Origin of the sequence: Haloarcula sediminis (assembly GCF_035656455.1) — an archaeon.
Taxonomy (GTDB): Archaea; Halobacteriota; Halobacteria; order Halobacteriales; family Haloarculaceae; genus Haloarcula; species Haloarcula sediminis.
The window spans coordinates 60,115-77,677 of record NZ_JAYMGA010000007.1; the positions used below are offsets into that span (position 1 = coordinate 60,115).

Here is a 17,563-nt window from a genome sequence, read left to right on the forward strand (position 1 = left end):
CCCGGCGGTCGCTATCCGGGGCCGCACTACCATCCGGCTTTCCACACCGCTACTGCTCCGCGGGTTGCTGCGCTCCCCGCGTCGCTCCGAAGTGGTTCGCTTCGCTACTGCTCGCGGCTACGCCGCTCGCGGTTTCCGAGGAACCTCCCTTCGTTCGATTCTTCGCTAGTCGGGAAACTGCACGTGTCGCTCCAGCCCGTCCTCGGCGACGACGACCTCGCCGTCGAAGACCTCCCCCGCTTCGGCGCCGAGCCGGTCGGCCTGGCCGGCGTAGCGCGTCGAGATATGGGTCAACGCGAGCGTCCGGACGCCGGCGTCGCGGGCCACCCCGGCGGCCTCCTTCGCCGTCGAGTGGGCCGTCGCCTCGGCGCGTTCTTTCCGGTCCTCGGCGAAGGTGGCGTCGTGAACGAGCAGGTCCGCCCCCTCGCTTTCGGCGACGACGCTGTCGGTCGGGAGGGTGTCCCCGGTGTAGACCAGGGTGCGGCCGGGGCGGGGCGGCCCGACGACCTCCTCGGGCTCGACGGTCCGACCGTCGTGTTCGATGGCCTCGCCCCGGTGAAGCTTCGAGTACTTCGGCCCCGGCGGGATGCCCAGTTCGTCCTCGGCTTTCTCGCGGTCGAACTCGCCCTTGCGGTCGTCCTCGGCGAGGACGTAGCCGACCGACGCACAGCGGTGCTCGGTCGCGATGGCCCGGACCTCGTACTCGGGCCGGTCCAGGACGGTGTCGCCGGCCGAGACCTCGTTGATGCGAACCGGATAGGAGGGGGTCGTCCCGTTGGCCTCGATGAGCTGTTTGACGTTCCCTCGCGTGCCCGCGGGCGTGTGGATGGCCACGGGCCGTTCGCGGTCGTTGAAGTCGAACGTCTGTAGCAGGCCCGGAATCCCCAGGACGTGGTCGCCGTGGAGGTGTGTCACGAACAGGTGGTCAACGGCGAACCCAGTGCCGTAGCGCATCATCTGGCGCTGGGTGCCCTCGCCGCAGTCAAAGAGGAGGTAGTCGCCATCCCGGTTACAGAAGATACTGCTTGTGTTACGCTGGGTCGTCGGGATGGCCCCGCTCGTCCCGAGAAACGTCACTCGCATACGGTCCGTTATCGGCCGCGCCCGCCTAAACCCGTGTCGAAAGGCGGCCAGATAAGGGCGCCTTTCTCAGGCCGTGTGGCGGGCCCTCGTCGGATGGCCGCACCTTCCGTGCTGAACTGTCGGTTTAGTTTATCAATCCGCCTTCTGTCCCCTCGTTTGCATTACAACATGAAACGGAACACGATACTCGTCGCCATCGCTGTCGCGGTCGTGACAGCGGCCCTCACAGCGCAGGCCGGCGCCGTCCCCGGGCCGGTAGCACAGCAGGAGACACCGACAGCAGACGAGACGCCCACACCGGCTGAGGAACCGACGACGCCGGCAGACGAGACGCCCACCGAGACGCCGGCGGACGAGCCGGTGACCCCCGAAAACGAGACACCCGACGACGGCATCGGAGTGCCGACGGACAGCGAGACAAACGAGACGATGAACGAGTCCACCGAGGGTCCGTCACTGACCTTCGAGGACCAGGAGACCAACGGGACGGCCGTCACCGTCTCGAACGTGACGCTGAACCAGTCCGGCTACGTCGTCATCCACGACGGGAGCCTCGATATGGGCCAGACCATCGATAGCGTCATCGGGGTCTCGGAGTACCTCCCCGCCGGGAGCTACGACAACGTGACCGTCACGCTGTTTGATGTCCCCGGTACGAACTACACTGCGGAGGGCGAGCAGATGTCCAACGCGGTCGCCAACGAGTCGGCAAACGAGACAGCGCCCAGTCTGGAGGGAACGCAGGAGCTCACCGCGATGATCCACGTCGAGAGCACCCCGAACCAGACGATGGACGACGGTTCCCAGACGACGGCAGCGGAAACGCCGACTGACGGAACGGAGACGCCGACCGAAACGCCAGGCGCGGGAACGGAGACGCCGACCGAAACGCCAGCGTCCGACAACCAGACTGCGGGTGCTGACAATCAGACCGCGGGTGCTGACAATCAGACCGCGGGTGCTGACAATCAGACCATGAGCACCGACAACCAGACGTTCGACTTCGTCGACACCGTCGGTCTGCTCGACCCGCCCGCACTCGTCAACGACACGCCGGTCACGGACACCGCGAACGTGACCGTGGTCGAGGACACCGAGGCGAACGAAACCGACACCCCGACCGAAGGCGAGGCTGACACGCCGATCGGAGACGAAACCGACACCCCGACCGAAAGCGGGACTGATACGCCGATCGGAGACGAAACCGACACGCCGACCGAAGGCGGGACTGACACGCCGACCGAAGGCGGGACTGACACGCCGACCGAAGGCGACACCGGCACACCGACCGAGACCGAACCGGCTCCAGCCGACGGCACGGAGACCCCCACCGGAATACTGTGACGCCGGTGACGCGGTGAGCCGACACCGCTTACGTCGGTGACCAGTCCGAACGGACCGACGATTACCCCTTTTTCCTTCGGACCGCTCGCCAGTGGCCCCGCTTCGCTTGCGGACCGCCGCTGCGCTCGATACCCTGTCATACGTTCACATTTTTAATGCTGGCTGTCGTAGCCGCTCCCATGAAGTTCGTCATCGTCGGCTACGGTCGCGTCGGGACCCGGACCGCACACATTCTCCAGAGCGAGGGTCACGAGGTCGTTATCGTTGAGCGGTCCCAGGAGAAAGTCGACCGGGCGACAGAGGCCGGCTTCGAGGTCGTCACCGGCGACGGCAGCGAGGAGTCGACACTGGCGGCGGCGGGCATCGACGGGGCCGACGCCATCGGCGCGCTCACCGGCGACCTGAATACCAACTTCAGCGCCTGCATGATCGGCAAGGAACACGGGTGTCGCACCGTGTTGCGAATCGACGCCGACTACCGCGAGGAGATATACGAGAAGTACGCCGCCGACGTGGACGACATCATCTACCCCGAGCGGCTGGGCGCTGCCGGCGCCAAGACCGCCCTGCTGGGCGGGGACTTCAACGTGCTCGCGGACCTGACCGAGCGCCTCTCCATCGCCTCGATCGACGTCCCCGAGGGGTCGTCGGTCGTCGGCAAGCGCGTCGTCGAGGTCTCCCTGCCCGGCGACGCCCACATCTACGCCCACGGCCGCGCCCACGAGTCGATGACGATCCCGCTGCCACAGACTACCATCGAGGCCGGTGACAGCCTCGCCGTCATGACGAGCCACGACGGCATCGACGAGGTGCGGTCGGCGCTCCACGCGGAGGCCTGAACGCCAGCGCTGGCTGTGACTGGGAGTCCAGTGACAGTGCCTGGCCGGGAACCCGAACGTCACAGCGTTTGAACCCCCCGTAGCCGGTTGGCCAGTCGGCGCTGGGCAGGGATAAAGGGGCCCAGACTGTCTGGCCGTTCGCGTTGTCGATACCGTCGGTACTAGCCGATGCTGGGTTGCAGTCGTTCGCAGCAAGTATCCGGGCGCGCGACAGGAGGATGGGACGTGCTACAGACGTAGCGAACGTAGCTGCCAGTGCGCGCCCGTACTCAGGGCGAGGGTGGGATTTGACATAAACTCCCGTCAGACGGATGGCAGACGGCACGGCTTTTTGTCGGTGGTCCCTACCCCGGCCATGGACTGGGCCGACCTGTTCGAGCGCGCCAGCGACCACGAGACCACCGTCGAGACCGTTCAGGAGGCACTCGCCAAGCGGCGCACGGAGGCCAAGGATGGCTGAGAGCGCCCCCGCCCGCGTCGTCGCCGATGCAGACGTACTCGCGGCGGACCTGCTGTGTGGCGGCGATGCCCGCAGAGCCCTCGACCACGTCCGGCGCCACTCCTGGGTCCGGCTCGTGGCAAGCGACCGCCTCCTCGACGACGCCGAAGCGATCATCGCCGACCAGGCAGATTCCGACCTCGCGGCCGACTGGCGCGAGCGAATCGAGCGCGAACGCGAGTCAGTCGACCACCCGGCGGGCGACCACCCGGCGCTGGCCTCGGCCTACCGGGGCGAGGCCGCCCACGTGCTCAGCTACGACGAGACGCTGCGGAGCGCGAAGACGGGGGTGGCGCTCAACGAACACATGGACGTAAGCGTTCGCACGCCCGACGCCTTCGCTGCGCTGTTCGATCCCGAAGCGCTGTACGAACTGGTCGAGGGCGGCGCGTACCCGGGTCCGGACCGGGACCCGCGGGCCTAGTCGTCGGCGCTGGGCGCGAACACTTCGGTCGTATCGCCGGTCCGGGTGTGTGTCCCGGTCACGTCGAACTGCTGGAGCAGGTCGCGGAGGTCGTCGGTGCGCCCGGCGAGTGACTTGACCTCGCCGGTCACCTCGGAGATTGTCGCGGTCTGTTCTTCCGTCGCGGCGGCGACGGACTCGGCCTCCCGCTTTGTCTGCTCGCTGACTTCCGCCACCTCGTCGACGGCGGCGACCACGTTCTGTGTCGTCTCGGCCTGCTCGGCCGTCGCGTCCGAGATTTCCTGGATAGCGTCGTTGACCTCGCCGAGTACGTCGACGATGTCCTCGAAGTCCCGCAGTGTCGCCTCGATGCTGTCGGTGCTGTCGGCCACGCGCTCGTTGGTCTCCTCCACGTCCGCGACCGTCGCGCCGGCTCTGTCCTGGACCGCCTCGATGCGCTCCGATATCTCCTCGGCGGCGTCCCGGGTCTCCTCGGCCAGGGACTTGACCTCGTCGGCCACGACGGCGAACCCGTCGCCGTCGGCGTCGGCGCGGGCGGCCTCGATGGAGGCGTTCAGCGCCAGCATATTCGTCTGTTCGGCCACCTCGGTGATGAGATCGACCACCTCGTCTATCTCGCCGATCTCGTCGACCAGCCCCTCGACGGCGTCGGCGATCTCGTCGATACGGGTCGTCATCAGCTCCAGTTCGTCGATAGCCGCAGCGGCCTCGGCGCGCCCGTCGCGACCCCGCTCTGCGGCCCGGTCGGCGGTCTCGGCGGCGTCGGTGGCCGTCGCCGCTATCTCCTCGACGGTGGCCGACAGCGTGTTCATATCGCCCGCCACGGCGTCGTGGCGGTCGGCCTGCCGGCTCGCGTCCGCGGAGATGTCCTGCACCGAACGCGCTATCTCGTCGCTCGCACGGTCGATTTCGGCGACGCTCTCGGTGACCCGGTCGCTGGTTTCGGCCACCTCGTCGGCGAAGGAGACCACCCCACCGACAGTGTCCGACAGGGTCTCAAGCAGGTCGTTGTAGTCCGTGACGACCTGCTGGAACTGGTCGTCGACGTCCTCGAACTCCGCGTCGATGGTCGCCGTGAGGTCCCCGCCTTTCGCCCGCTCTGCCGCGTCGCCGAAGGCCGTCACCAGCTCGGAGAGTGCCGCCGAACGCTCCTCTAGGTCAGCGGTCATCTGCTCCAGTTCCGCGGTGTAAGACTCCATGTTGGTCGCCATCCGGGAAAGCGACTCGCCGAAGGTTCCGGGCACGTCCTCATCGAGGACCGGGTCGTCGAACTCCTGGGCGGCCAGGGCGTCGGCCTGTCGAGCGACCGTCGAAAGCGTGGCCTGCATCGCTCCGAAGGAGTCGAGCAGGCTCGCCACCTCGTCCCCGCGATCGCTGTCGGGGATGTCGACGTCGACTTCCCCGGCCGCGATGCGGTCGGCCCGCTCAGAGAGGGTGACGATGGGGTCGACCATGTCCTCGCGGGTGATGAAGACAGTGTTGGCAAAGGCCACGGTCGCACCGGCCAGCAACAGCCCGATGAGTGCGAACTTGAGCGTCCCGCTGAAGAGGACGGCCACGGTCGCGAGGCCGACGGAGGCACCGAATTGGAGGCCGACAGCCGCCAGCACTTTCCGCTCGATGGACCCCGAGACTCTAAAGAGGTCAAGCGACTGGCGTATCAGCCCCTTGTACTGTTCGACGACGGGTCGTGTCATGCGCGCTAGTTCAACACCGCCCTACTTCAACTACACCTGTGATTATCGATATCTGAAAATAAACCGCACGTGCACGTTACAGTCAGGTAGCCCGAGCGCCGGCGGGCGCTATCGCTCTCGGGACTGAGAGCTACCGGTCGCTGTTGACCCACGCCGCGACGCGCCGGACGACGGAGCGGGGCGTGACTCGCCCCAGCAGCTCGACGAGCCACATTACGCGGCCGGGAACGACGACCGTCTCACCGGCCAGCATCCCCTCGTACGCGGCTTCAGCGACGGCTTCCGGGGTGGTCGAGAGCACCGCCCCGACAGCCGAGTCGCCCATCCCGGCGCGGCGCTGAAACTCCGTGTCGACCGGCCCGGGACAGACCAGTGTCACGGCCACGTCGCCCCGCAGTTCCTCGGCGATGGCCTCGGTGAAACTGTTGACGTAGGCCTTGCTCGCGTAGTAGGTCGACAGGCCCGGTCCGGGCTGGAACCCGGCCACCGAACCCACGTTCAGCACACGCCCTCCCCCTCGGAGTTCGCCGAGAAACAGCCTGGTGAGCTCGACGGGCAAGACGACGTTCAGCCGGAGCTGGGTCCGCTCGGCGTCGAGGTCGCTGTCGGCGAAGGGGCCGTACGTGCCGACACCGACGTTGTTGACGAGGATATCGATATCGAGCCCACGCCCCGTGACCTCCTCGTGGAGGTCCGTCGCCGCCGTCGCGACGTCTAAGTCCATCGCGATGGGGGTGGCCGTCACACCCTTTCTCTCCAGTTCGTCGGCGAGCGCGCGGAGCCGCTCCTCGCGGCGGGCCACGAGCACCACGTCGTGACCGTGGGCCGCGAACTCCCGGGCCAGCGCCGCGCCGATACCCGCCGACGCGCCAGTGACCAGTGCGGTACCGGAGTCGCTCACCGCCCCACCACCCCGTCACGCCGGGCGCGTCGTCTGGACTGCAACAGCGTCACGTCGCGCCGGTGGTGCAACTCCCGGACGACGCTGATCGGCTGTTCGACGCATGCCTCGCTCATCGCTTGGCATACCACTCCGCGAACTTCGCCAGCGCCCGCCCGCGGTGGGAGACGGCGTTTTTCTCGTCGGTGCTCATCTCCGCGAACGTGGTCCCGTCGTGCTCGAAGACGGGGTCGAAGCCGAAGCCGCCCTCACCTCGGGGCGCGACAATCTCCCCCGGAACCCGGCCCTCGAACAGCTTGACCGGGAGTGCATCCTCGCCGCCGTGGACCTGGTCGCCGGTCGTCGCCGTGTCCCGCTTGTCCGCCCCGAGGTCCTGCCCGCGGCGCTCGTCGAGGTCGACAGGGTCCGGGGTGGCCTCGAACCCCTCCCCGTCGCAGTAGGCGATCACTGTCTTAAACGCCGCGCCGTGGTCGGCCTCGGGTTCGGTCATGCGCCAGACCCGCTCGATGCCGACCTTGTCCTCGACGTACGAGGAGTAGGGGCCGGGGAACCCGTCGAAGGCGTCAATAAACAGTCCCGCGTCGTCGACGATGACCGGCCCGTCGGCCGCCCGATAGGCCTCGCGGGCGCCGTGGGCCGCCACCGCGCCGAGCTCGTCGGCCTGCATCTCGGGGTAGTCGAAGTCGAACTGGACCACCTCGTCGTCCAGATAGGCCGTCGCCTCCCGGACCTTCCCGGGGTTGGTCGTCACGAAGTTGAGCATACCGCTACACGAGCGGGCGGCCCCAAAAGAGGCGTCGAAACGGTGCTCCCGGCTTCGGCGGTCGCATCTCCCCGCCGACAGCGTCGGCGGGTCAGTCGACGACGACTTCGACCGGCTCGTCGGCTTCCTCGTCCTCGAAGGACTCGCCCTCGCCCCGGCGCTCCTGGTACAGCATCGCGCCGGCGACCGCCAGCACGATCCACGCGCGCCAGTTCGCCAGGTTCAGCGTGTAGCCGATGCCGAAGGGCTTCTCGACCAGCATCCCGTCGCCGGGCTGCCAGTACGAGGAGACCAGCCGTTTCAGACTGGGGCGTTCGAAGTTGTACGGCACGCCGAACAGTTCCCCTGACTGGGGTTTGTCTACCATATCTGTCCGTACTCGCGGGTGGACTAAATTCCTTCCCCCCGACCTTTTTCATCGTCTGGTGTCCTCGGGCCGCTTCGCGGCCCTGCGGGCACCGCTCCTCGAAAAACGTCGATGAAAAAGGCCGGAAGTGCGCCGTCGGCGCGCTTCCGGGGAAACGGCTCGCTCCGCTCGCCGTATGCTATGGCTCAATTACGCGTGTTTCGCTCTGTCGGCGGCCCTGCCTTTCCCCGGGTCGCTCGGGTGCGACAGCTGTCGCACCACTCGCTCCCGGCCCCGCGCTACTCCACCGAAGTCAGGTAGACGGCGGCGACGGCCAGCGCGATACCCGCCACCTTGCGGCCGGTCAGGGGTTCATCGAGGAAGGCGATGCCGATGATGGAGCTGGTGGCGATGAACATCCCGAAGACGGGGACGACGACGCTGATTGGGCCGGCGGCCAGCGCCCGGTAGTACGAGACGATACCGACGGTGAGTGCGATGCCGGCGGCGTAGGCGTAGACGGCCTGCCCGTCGGTGAGATACGGCGTCACCGACACGTCCGAGGAGAGAACGATAGCCAGCCCGACAGCGACGAGAATCCCGTTCGAGATGACAAGCACCACGTCGCTGGGGATGGTCGCCGTCGCCATCTTCACCAGCGGCGGGACGAGCGTGTAGCCGATCAGCGCCAGCACGGCCCAGAGGAGATAACGCATTGTCGGGCGAACGCGTGCCGGACAGGTGTGCGTTCGGATTCCCGGCCGGCTACTGGTAGCGCCCGCGGCCCTCGATGTCGGCCAGGCTGGCAAAGACGGCGTCGGCGTGGCCGGACTCGGCCCGATAGGCCTCGCGGGCCGCCTCGAACAGCGCCTCGGGATCGTCGGCGGTGCCGGCGAGCGACTGGGCCAGCACGTGGAGGTCCATCGCGTGGTCCTCGGGCTCGTCGGTGTAGTACCCCAGCCCGAAGTCGATGAGGAAGACGCGCCGCTCGCGGGGCGCGACGCGTGCGTTTCGCGTCGTCGGGTCGCCGTGGACGAAGCCGGCGTCGTGGATGCGGGCGAGGTACTCACCGACAGCGCTCACCGTGTCAGCGGCGAGTCGCTCCCGCAGGTCGGCCTCGCCGACGCGCTGGAAGGCGATGCGGGCCTCGTCGGGGTCCACGTCCAGCACCAGCGGCGTCGGGACACCGTGCCTGCGGGCGTCGCTCGTCAGCCGGACTTCCTGTCGGGTGCGTTCGGTCCGCAGCCGCTCGTCGAGCGCCGGGTGGCGGTAGCTCCGCGGGTTGCGCGCCTTGAGAACCCGGTCGGCCTCGATGGTGACCGTCGCTTCGGCGCCCTGGACCTCGGTTTCGCCCCGGTCGCGCCGGTCCACGCTCTCGTCGGGCCCGCGCCACGTGACGGGGATCTCGTCCGGTCGGAAGTTCGAGTCGATGGCCGACTCCTCGATTTCGAGGGTGTCGCCGGCGGCGTACATCTTCGCGCCAAGCATCGCTATCATGCCGGCGTTGTCCCGCAGGAAGCGGTTCTCGGGCGCGTAAAACTGTGCTCCGCGCTGGTCACACATCTCCCCGAGCATCCCCTGAAGCCGTTCGTTCTGACCGACGCCGCCGCCCAGCACCAGCTCGTCCGCGCCGGTGAGCGAGAGCGCCCGCTCGGAGACCTCGGTGAGCATCCCGAAGATGGTCTCTTCCAGCCCGCGACAGACATCGTCGACCGGTACCCCGTCGTCGACGGCCTGCTTCGCGGCGCTCATGACGCCCGAAAACGAGAAGTCCATCCCCTTGACGACGTACGGTAGCGGGTGGTACTCGCCGTCGAGAGCGTGCTGTTCGACCTTCGGCCCGCCGGGATGTTGCCAGCCGATGTGGCGGGTGAACTTATCGATGGCGTTGCCCGCGCCGGTATCCATCGTCTCGCCTAACACGCGGTAGCGGCCGTTCCGATAGCCCAGCACGTGGGCGTTGGCGCCGGAGGCGTTCAGGCAGACGGGCGAGTCAAAGCCCGAGCGATGGCGACCCACCTCCAGGTGGGCGACCATGTGGTTGACGCCGACCAGCGGTACGTCAAAGCGCTGGGCGACGGCCCGCGCCGCGGTGGCGACGATGCGCAGACACGGCCCCAGTCCGGGGCCCCGCGAGAAGGCGACCGCGTCGAAGGGCGCGTTCTCAGCGGCCCCAGCACGCTCCCGTCCGTGCCCGATGGCCGTCTCGACCACGCGTGGAATCGCCTCGCCCATGTGTTCGGCGGCCTCGCGCGGATGGATGCCGCCGCTGTCGGGCTGGTAGGCGTCCGTCTCGATGAAGACGTGGTCGTCGCTGGCGCTATCGAGGTCGTCGGTCTCGTAGACCGCAGCACTGGCTGCCCAGGCGGTTCCCTCGATACCGAGAATCCGCATCGCGCCCTACTTCCACTCGGTGTAGCCGCACTTCCCGCAGTGCTGGCGGTCGTCGTGGTCCGCGAGGACGGTGTCACCGCAGCGCGGACAGAGGTCCTTGGTCAGCTCGCCGTCGTCGTAGTAGTCGGAGCGGGGCATCTATGCTTCCTCCGCCTCTTCCTCGCCGTCGGCGACGATCTTGTTGCGCTCGAGCATGTGGTCCTGCTCGACGTCGCGGGCGTACTCGGGGCTGTCGTAGACCTTCGCGTAGCCGACGGTCTTTCGCATCCCGAACTTCGTGTCGAGCTTGTGGATGACGACCTCTTCGGCGTCCTTGTTCAGGGTGGCTGCGAGGGAGTCACGCACGGACAACCGGGACGGCGTGGCCTCGTCGTGGACGACCTCGAAGCGGACGTCCGTTCTGTGCAACATGGGGTTCTCGTCTTCCTCGATGATGTCGATATCCATGGTTCGTTGTCCATAGATTCCCGCCGTAGCGCCTAAAAGGATTTCGAAGCCGCTACCCCGCCGTATCCGATGCGTGCCGTCACTGACTGTCGTCGCCGGACGCCTCAGGGTCGGCAGCGTCGTCCGGGGCCGAATCAGCCTCCCGTACATCGGAGGCCGCGGGGAGACGGTTCGCGACAACCCACAGCGTCAGTCGATAGACGCCGTAGCCGACGCCGGCAAACAGGACGAGGTCGATGAGATACAGTTCGAGGAACTCGACCGGGGTAATCTCGCTCAGGACGAGGTCCCCGGAGAGGATGAGAAATTCGAGCGTGGCGACGACGAACAGGGCGGGGGCGAAAAGCAGGAACAACCCGACGAGAAGAACCGTGAGATTGTTCCGCTGCCCGGACTGTGACATGGTCGTCCCATCGGGACCCGGTGCCAAGAGTCCTGCGTAGTGTGTCGAGCGAAGAACACTACAGCACCCCGCTCGAACGCACCGGTGGAGGAGTCCCTATCTACTCGAAACACCACTTCCTGCTCTCTGTCGCCGTCGGGCTGGCCGCCGGGCTGTACGCCGGGCTGGACCTCCTTGCCGGTCTGGGCTGGGTCGCCTTCGCCGCTGTCGTCGGCGTCGGCATCGACTTCGACCACTTTCTGGTCGCCTGGTACAACACGGGCGACCCGCGTGCGATCCGCTACTGTCTGGCGAACCCGCGTGCGGTGTTTACCGACCAGGCGTCGATATTCCACGAGTACGAGCTCGGGAAGCTCGACCGCCTCCTGAGTCACGTGCTCATCGGCGGGCCACTGGTCGCCGTCCTCTGGGTGCTCGCCCCGGCGCTTGCGGCCCTGGCAGCCGTGACGCTGTGGGTTCACGTCGTCGCGGACCTGATCCAGGACATCCGTGACGTGCGCGGGTCGGGCGGGTCGCTGGGCTGAGCGACGTCCGACGGCCAGCCGGGTCAGAGCTGACCGATATCCGCGAGCAGCCGCGAGAGGTGAATCCGCTCGTTTGCGGCTTCCGTCAGCGCCATGTCGGCCTCGCCGGCCAGTTCGTGGACCCGCGCCAGCCGCTCTCCGGAGTACCGCGAGCGGGCCACATCCAGAATCTCCTCGATGACGTCGTCCGCGCCGTACCCCTCGTCGACGAGCAGGTCGTCCAGTTCCGACCGGGCGTCGGTGAACCGTCCCTCCTCGGCGGCCTCGACCATCGACTCGACGGCGTCGTCCGCTTCGAGTCCGGTCAGCGTCTCGTAGGCCGTCTCCATCGTCACCGAGCCGGTCTCCTCGTGGGTCGTCTGAGCGGCTAAGACGGCCGTCCGGAGGTCCCCCTCGGCGTAGCCGGCGACGTACTCCAGCCCCTCCTCGTCGTGGTCGACCCCCTCGGCGGCGACGATGTCGGAGAGGACACCCACGGTCTCGGCGTGGGTCGGTTCCCGCATCACGACCGGGAAACACCGCGACCGAATCGGCGGGATGACCGCCGACGGCTGGCGCGTGGCGATGACGAACTGGGTCGCCTCGTAGTACTGCTCCATCACCCGGCGAAGGGCCTGCTGGAAGTCCTCGCGCATCCCCTCGGCGTTGTCGAGCAGGATGGTCTTGTACGTGCCCGACATCGGCGTGTAGCTCGCCGACTCCTTCAGGACGTGGTTGATGAGGTCGGCCTTCGAGGACTCGCGGCGGCGCTTGCTGTCGATGAACGAGGAAAATCGGGGGTCGTTAGCGACCTCCTTTTTCGTCATGTCAAACACGTCGGCGACGTTGAGCTCGGTGAAGTCGGCGTCGGGGTTGTCGTGGACCTCGCGGGCGTAGGCCCGCACGGCGGCGGTCTTGCCCGCGCCCTTGGGCCCGTGGACCAGCAGGTTCATCGGCTCCTCGATGGCCCCCTGCAGGTGTTCGCGGGCCGCCGACTGGGGGACGTCTTCGAGTGCCGGCGCGTGCGTCTCGGTCCACAGCGGCGCGTCCATCTGTCGTCCCGGCGTAGGCGAGGGCCCGACAAGTATCCCCCGCTTCGCGAGGCGATGAGCGAAGCGAATCGCCTCGAACGCGACGCGGGGAGCCACGCGACCCGCGTCGCTTCAACGGACATCCACTACGTTCCGGTCCCCACTACTCCCCACTGACAGGTCTATCCGCCCGGTGCTCGCTGATAATCTGGTCGACCATCTCGGCTTTCTGCTCCTGGCGGCGCTGCTCGGCCCGGTCGCGCCAGTCGTCGATGGCGTCCTCGACGACCTCCTCGCGGGCGATGGCGAGCTCGTCGACCTCCTGGACGGGGACCATCTCGGCGGGGGCGACGGGGATATCGTGGTCGAACAATACCTCGTCAGCGGCGTCGGAGAGGCCACCGTTGCGAAGCACCACCCGCGGCTCGACCTCGGCCAGCCGCTGGGCCGTCGACCGGCCCGCGCCGGAGGCGTCGCGGAACATGACGATGTCGCCCGCCGCGAGGCCGAACTGCTCGTCGGCCTCGTCGATGTCGCCGCGGGTGAACTGCTCTACGACCTTCACCGGGACCAGTCCCTCCTCGTGTTCGGAGACGTCCGCGAAGTTCGAGTGGTCGAGTTTCCAGAGCTCCTTGAGCCGTTCCAGTTTCTCGCTCAGGGCCTCGCGCTTTTCCTGCTCTTCCTCGACTTTCCGTTCGAGGGCGTCGTTGCGCCGCTCCAGGCGCGTGACCTCGCGGTCCTTGCGGACCTCCCGCCGACCCTCCTGGCGGGCTTTCTCCAATTGCTTGTCCTTCTCTTCGAGCTGTTCGTCTTTGCGCTGGATGGTCCCCTTGAGCTCCTCGACGTGGTCCTCCAGCCGGTCGATGCGGGCCTCCAGTCGTTTGATCTCCTTCTCGTCGGCGGTGAGTTCCCGGGGCTGGTGGCTGTCGGCCGCCTCCTCGGGCTCGTCTTCGCCCTCGATATCCCGCAGCACGCTCTCGACGGACTCCTCGCCGGCGACGACGCGGGCGACGACGGGGCCGACCTCGTACCGGGGCGGCACCTTCTCGGCGACCCGCTCGAACTGGCTCTCGTGGTGGTCGAAGGCATAGAGGGCGGCGGCCATCGCGTCCCGTTCGTGGTCGTTGTCGTAGGCCTCGTGGCGCGTGCGGTGTTTCTTCTCGTCGACCGGCAGGTCCCGCTCGGGCGCCCACCCCGCCGCGTCGAACGACCGGCGGAACTTCCCGACGGTCTCGGGCATCGGCTGGACGTCGGCGGCGACGACGACGGGCCGGCCCCGCTCGATGATCCACTCGATGACGTCGGCCTGGTCGTTGGTGCGAGAAGAGTAGACGTCCAGCACCTCGCCGTCCAGACCGACGATAGCGACCGCCGTGGTCGTCCCGGGGTCGACGCCGACGACGACGTGGTCCCGACGCTTGGCCAGCGGGCGGAACTCGATGCCGTCACGGCGCACGCGCTCGATTTCGACGCGGGTGTCGCCCGACCGGTGGGTGGAGACCGGGATGTCCCCCGGCCGTGCTTGCACGCGGAAGACGGCGTTCGAGAACCCGCCGTACTTCTCGGTCACGTCCCGTTCGTACTCCAGGCCGGCGGCGTCGAGTTCCGACTCGACCTCCCTCGCTTGGGTCTTGACCGCGCCGTGGATGCGCCGCGTGTAGCGGTCCTCGGACCACCCGCCCTTGCCGGTCGAGCGACCGCGGGCGACTTTCACCTCCGTCGTGTCGGTGAACGCGGAGACCTCCTGGCCGACGTTGGCGGCGGCGAGTCTGGCGGCGGCCTCGGCCTCCTGCATCGGCTCCTTGCCGTAGGGGACGCCGTGGCGTTTGGCCACCCGCGAGAGCGGTTCCGGGCGCTCGTCGCCGGTCACCTGGACGAGTTTCGTCTCGTCGGGCAGCGACCCCAGGAAGTGGACCAGCTGGTCCTTGTCGGCGGCCAGCTCGTACATGTTGTCCGTCGCCACGATGGCGGGTTCCTCGCTCTCGATGCGCCGACGGAGTTTCCGCCGCGAGACCACGTCCCGCTCAAGCTCGTCGCCATCGAAGACCACCAGCGCGTAGGAGGGGGCGTCACCGCGGATGTCGCCGCTCTGGATGTCCACCCCGAAGATGACGGCGTCGAGCGCTGCCGTGCGATTCACGCCCGCCGCTAGGGGGTGCGTGCTAATAAATGTCGTTCCGCGTCTAGCGGTCGCGTTTGCGGTAGCAGGGGACAGTTCAGAGAGCCCCACCCGCTGTGGCCCCGCGGCTCGTCAGGCTCCGAGCGGGTTCCTGCGGCGCTTACGTCGTCCGCGTTCGCACAGCAGACACGTCACGCCGGATTACGAACCGGGTTCTCGGGGCCGCGGCCGAGGAACTCCGAGAGGAACGCGTGGACGGTCCGGGCGTCGTAGCTGTCCATGTACATGCGGTTGCGCCACGCCGTCAGGACGAAGTCGGACTCGGCGGTCTCGTTGGGGTTCGGGACGACGACGACGCTGCGCCATCTGCCGGTGTGGGTCGCCGCGAACTCCCGGAGGCTGGTGCGGGCCGACTCGCTCAGCGCGCTCTCGTCGTAGTAGATGACGACCGCGCCGTGTTCCAGCGCGTGGACGATGTTGCCCGCGGGCTGGGTCTGCTCGTAGAAGCCGCCCTCGGTGGCCGTGCCGTAGTGGGGACCGGACAGCGGGGGCGACTGCTCGTATTCGATATCCTGGCCCTCGGAGACGTGCTGGGTCCCCTCGCTGGAGAACGTCTCGACCGCATCGAGACGGGCGCTGTCGCCCGATTCGTTCAGTCCGGCGGCCTCGATTCCGTCGGGCGAGACGCCCCCACCGCCCGAGAAGAACGTCAGGTACAGCGTCGCGCCGACGGCGATAGCGGCGCCGATCCCCACCGCCAGCGCCATCAGCGAGATGGACGACTCGTCGTCGCCCGTACGGCCGTCTACCCGCCGCTGGTCGATGGCACCAAGCTCCCCCGCGTGCTCGTCGGCGAGGTGGTCCAGATACGTCTCCTCGCCGTCGAACGACGCCCCGCAGTACTCGCAGTCCACCATTGGCCCTACCGTATGTGGCGGGGGGGTTTGAACGTATTGCTACCTAGAACTCCGCCGTATCGACGAGGTCGGCGAAGGCCGCCCGCTCGCGCTCGTCACCGGTCGCCTGGTCAGTATCGTCCCGCAGCCGCCGTTTCAGCGTCCGGAGCGCGGCGTGGTCGACCGCGGCCAGCTCGTCGGCCACGGCCCGGGGGGCGTCGGTGACCCGCGAGACCAGCCCCATCCGCAGCGCCGCCTCGGCGCCGACAGTCCGGCCCGACAGTGCCAGGTCCATCGCCTCGCCCTCACCGACGACGCGTGGGAGCCGCGTGGTCCCGCCCCAGGCGCCAAAGAGCCCGAGTTTCACCCCGGTCTCGGCGAACGTCGCCTCGGGCGTGGCCACCCGCAGGTCACAGGCCAGGGCCAGCTCGACGCCGCCGCCCCTGGCGGCCCCGTCGATGCCGGCGATAACGGCCCCGTCGTACCCTTCCAGTTCGTTCGCGACCCGCTGGCCCAGGGCAGCGAAGTCGGCTGCCGCGTCGCCGTCGAGGTCCCGCACCACCTCCAGGTCCGCGCCGGCACAGAACGCCGTCCCCGCGCCGTGGAGATACAGGACGGGTTCGCTCGCCTCGGCCACGGCGTCCGACAGTTCAGACAGGGCATCCCTGTCGAGCGCGTTGCGCCGCGCCGGCCGCGACAGCGTCAGCACGCGCACGTCCCCCTCGACCGTTGTCCGGACCATGCCCCTGCTTGATGGTGGTGTTTCCAAAGGTCTTTGCCCTTGCCTCCGCTAGAGCGCGCCAATGGAGGAAGTGGCGGCGGTCCGGCAAGCCGCGCTGGCGGGTGTCGACGACATCGAGCCCGAGCGGCTCCGGGACCGTCTCTCCGCCCGGCTCGAGGACGCCTCGTTCGCGCCGGGCGTTTTGACCCTCGTCGCCGAGGCGGCCGCCTGTGGCCACGCGGTCGACGACAGCGACGCGGACCGTGGTGCCGGCGTCCAGCTCATCTACGAGGGGCTCGCACTGACCCGCCGGCTCGCTCGCGACGACCCCTGGACAACCGGCGACCGCGACGCCGCCGACCTTGACATCCTCATCGCCGACATCCTCGTCTCCCGTGGGTTCTATCTGCTGGCCCGCACCGAGGCCGCCGGAGCCGCCGTCGACGTGGTCCGGGAGTTCGGGAAAGACCAGACCGAACTCCGAACGACCGGCAGCGACGACCGAGACGGCAGTCTGGAGGGCGACATTTGCGAACTGGCCGTCGTCGCCGGCCTCACCGCCGGCGGCAGCGAGCCGACCCCGGAACTGCGCGCGGTCGGCCCCGACCTGGCGACCGACGGCCTCCCCGAGGTCGAGGCCCTGCTGAACGGGGAGGTCGCCGACCGGCTGGCCGGCCACGACAGTCAGGCCACCGCCGACGACTGAGTGCCCGCCGTCGATCGGAATCGAAACGCCTAAAGACAACTGCCGGATACAGATGAGTGCGTGCCTGGGTAGCTTAGCGGTAAAGCGCGTCCTTGGTAAGGACGAGACCCCGGATTCAAATTCCGGCCTAGGCTTTCTCCAAGTTACTGACCTAGAGCGACAGCGACGGGTCCGGAACGCGTGGAAAGCCGGACCCGGGATTTGAATCCCGCCGAGCAAGACCGGAGACTCGACAAGCTCGACGGGATCGTCGCCTCGCCGTGGCGCGACCCGCCCGACTACGGCGAGCCACTCCAGAACAGTCCGCACAAAAAGATACGTATCGGGGAGTTTCGGCTCTCCGTGAGCTTTCGTCGGAGCAGCGAGTGGCTGGTCGTTGCGCGTGTCAAGCGTCGTGACGGCGCGTATACCGCTGACGACGACTAACAGAGGGTCCTTTCTACACGC

20 protein-coding genes and 1 tRNA gene are annotated in these 17,563 nt (G+C 68.0%); 7 read left to right on the top strand and 14 right to left on the bottom strand.

The genetic code is table 11. The features are described from left to right. Positions 1 to 165: 165 nt before the first annotated feature. Positions 166 to 1,083: a ribonuclease Z gene (rnz, locus tag VJ162_RS12760; RefSeq protein ID WP_324664813.1), complete on the bottom strand. Its 918-nt coding sequence runs from the start codon at positions 1,081 to 1,083 to the stop codon at positions 166 to 168. Positions 1,084 to 1,251: 168 nt separating this feature from the next. On the opposite strand from rnz, the gene VJ162_RS12765 reads away from it, so the two are divergent. The 3 genes from VJ162_RS12765 (at position 1,252) to VJ162_RS12775 (ending at position 4,189) form a co-directional block, all read left to right on the top strand. After that, the gene (locus tag VJ162_RS12765; protein ID WP_324664815.1) at positions 1,252 to 2,427 is read left to right on the top strand and encodes a DUF7282 domain-containing protein; all 1,176 of its coding nucleotides are present in this window, start codon (positions 1,252 to 1,254) and stop codon (positions 2,425 to 2,427) included. Positions 2,428 to 2,606: 179 nt separating this feature from the next. After that, a complete protein-coding gene (locus VJ162_RS12770) occupies positions 2,607 to 3,266 on the top strand; it encodes a potassium channel family protein (protein WP_324664817.1) in 660 nt (219 codons plus the stop codon). 452 nt (positions 3,267 to 3,718) lie between these two features. Continuing rightward, entirely contained in the window at positions 3,719 to 4,189 is a 471-nt protein-coding gene (locus tag VJ162_RS12775; protein WP_324664818.1) for a DUF7384 family protein, read from the top strand. Here VJ162_RS12775 and VJ162_RS12780 read toward each other — a convergent pair. From VJ162_RS12780 to VJ162_RS12820, 9 genes are all read right to left on the bottom strand, one after another. Beyond that, positions 4,186 to 5,886, bottom strand: coding sequence for a methyl-accepting chemotaxis protein (locus VJ162_RS12780; RefSeq protein ID WP_324664819.1), 1,701 nt, complete (start codon positions 5,884 to 5,886; stop codon positions 4,186 to 4,188). The genes VJ162_RS12775 and VJ162_RS12780 overlap by 4 nt on opposite strands. A gap of 130 nt (positions 5,887 to 6,016) precedes the next feature. Further along, complete coding sequence (locus VJ162_RS12785; protein WP_324664821.1) at positions 6,017 to 6,787, bottom strand: SDR family NAD(P)-dependent oxidoreductase; 771 nt, start codon at positions 6,785 to 6,787, stop codon at positions 6,017 to 6,019. A gap of 112 nt (positions 6,788 to 6,899) precedes the next feature. Beyond that, positions 6,900 to 7,550 (bottom strand): non-canonical purine NTP pyrophosphatase, encoded by a 651-nt coding sequence (locus VJ162_RS12790; RefSeq protein WP_324664823.1) that lies wholly within the window; start codon positions 7,548 to 7,550, stop codon positions 6,900 to 6,902. A 91-nt stretch (positions 7,551 to 7,641) separates the two neighbouring features. Further along, a complete protein-coding gene (locus VJ162_RS12795) occupies positions 7,642 to 7,917 on the bottom strand; it encodes a DUF5808 domain-containing protein (RefSeq protein WP_324664825.1) in 276 nt (91 codons plus the stop codon). A 278-nt stretch (positions 7,918 to 8,195) separates the two neighbouring features. After that, a complete protein-coding gene (locus VJ162_RS12800; RefSeq protein ID WP_324664826.1) occupies positions 8,196 to 8,612 on the bottom strand; it encodes an EamA family transporter in 417 nt (138 codons plus the stop codon). A gap of 49 nt (positions 8,613 to 8,661) precedes the next feature. Further along, positions 8,662 to 10,290, bottom strand: coding sequence for a bifunctional N(6)-L-threonylcarbamoyladenine synthase/serine/threonine protein kinase (locus tag VJ162_RS12805; RefSeq protein ID WP_324664827.1), 1,629 nt, complete (start codon positions 10,288 to 10,290; stop codon positions 8,662 to 8,664). A 6-nt stretch (positions 10,291 to 10,296) separates the two neighbouring features. Further along, positions 10,297 to 10,428 (bottom strand): 30S ribosomal protein S27ae, encoded by a 132-nt coding sequence (locus tag VJ162_RS12810; protein ID WP_262178959.1) that lies wholly within the window; start codon positions 10,426 to 10,428, stop codon positions 10,297 to 10,299. Continuing rightward, positions 10,429 to 10,737 carry a 30S ribosomal protein S24e gene (locus VJ162_RS12815; protein WP_053966642.1) on the bottom strand — a complete coding sequence of 103 codons (309 nt, stop codon included), beginning with the start codon at positions 10,735 to 10,737 and terminating at the stop codon, positions 10,429 to 10,431. Positions 10,738 to 10,816: 79 nt separating this feature from the next. Continuing rightward, on the bottom strand, positions 10,817 to 11,140 hold the full coding sequence (locus VJ162_RS12820; RefSeq protein WP_324664831.1) for a hypothetical protein: 324 nt from the start codon (positions 11,138 to 11,140) through the stop codon (positions 10,817 to 10,819). Between the two features lie 41 nt (positions 11,141 to 11,181). Between VJ162_RS12820 and VJ162_RS12825 the strand changes: the two genes are divergently transcribed. Further along, positions 11,182 to 11,664 (top strand): hypothetical protein, encoded by a 483-nt coding sequence (locus VJ162_RS12825; RefSeq protein WP_324664832.1) that lies wholly within the window; start codon positions 11,182 to 11,184, stop codon positions 11,662 to 11,664. A gap of 23 nt (positions 11,665 to 11,687) precedes the next feature. On the opposite strand, the gene VJ162_RS12830 is transcribed toward VJ162_RS12825, so the two are convergent. From VJ162_RS12830 to VJ162_RS12845, 4 genes are all read right to left on the bottom strand, one after another. Next, positions 11,688 to 12,695: an AAA family ATPase gene (locus VJ162_RS12830; protein WP_324664834.1), complete on the bottom strand. Its 1,008-nt coding sequence runs from the start codon at positions 12,693 to 12,695 to the stop codon at positions 11,688 to 11,690. Between the two features lie 142 nt (positions 12,696 to 12,837). After that, positions 12,838 to 14,814, bottom strand: a complete 1,977-nt coding sequence (locus VJ162_RS12835) for a DUF460 domain-containing protein (protein ID WP_324664836.1) — start codon at positions 14,812 to 14,814, stop codon at positions 12,838 to 12,840. A gap of 170 nt (positions 14,815 to 14,984) precedes the next feature. Next, positions 14,985 to 15,710, bottom strand: coding sequence for a DUF3105 domain-containing protein (locus VJ162_RS12840; protein WP_324664837.1), 726 nt, complete (start codon positions 15,708 to 15,710; stop codon positions 14,985 to 14,987). Positions 15,711 to 15,753: 43 nt separating this feature from the next. Next, on the bottom strand, positions 15,754 to 16,431 hold the full coding sequence (locus VJ162_RS12845) for an enoyl-CoA hydratase/isomerase family protein (protein ID WP_324664838.1): 678 nt from the start codon (positions 16,429 to 16,431) through the stop codon (positions 15,754 to 15,756). Between the two features lie 61 nt (positions 16,432 to 16,492). Here VJ162_RS12845 and VJ162_RS12850 point away from each other — a divergent pair, with 61 nt between their 5' ends. From VJ162_RS12850 to VJ162_RS12860, 3 genes are all read left to right on the top strand, one after another. After that, positions 16,493 to 17,116, top strand: coding sequence for a DUF7114 family protein (locus VJ162_RS12850; RefSeq protein ID WP_324664840.1), 624 nt, complete (start codon positions 16,493 to 16,495; stop codon positions 17,114 to 17,116). Between the two features lie 62 nt (positions 17,117 to 17,178). Further along, positions 17,179 to 17,250 (top strand) — tRNA-Thr (locus VJ162_RS12855). A gap of 67 nt (positions 17,251 to 17,317) precedes the next feature. Next, a complete protein-coding gene (locus tag VJ162_RS12860; protein WP_324664842.1) occupies positions 17,318 to 17,542 on the top strand; it encodes a type II toxin-antitoxin system RelE family toxin in 225 nt (74 codons plus the stop codon). The last annotated feature ends 21 nt before the right edge of the window (positions 17,543 to 17,563 follow it).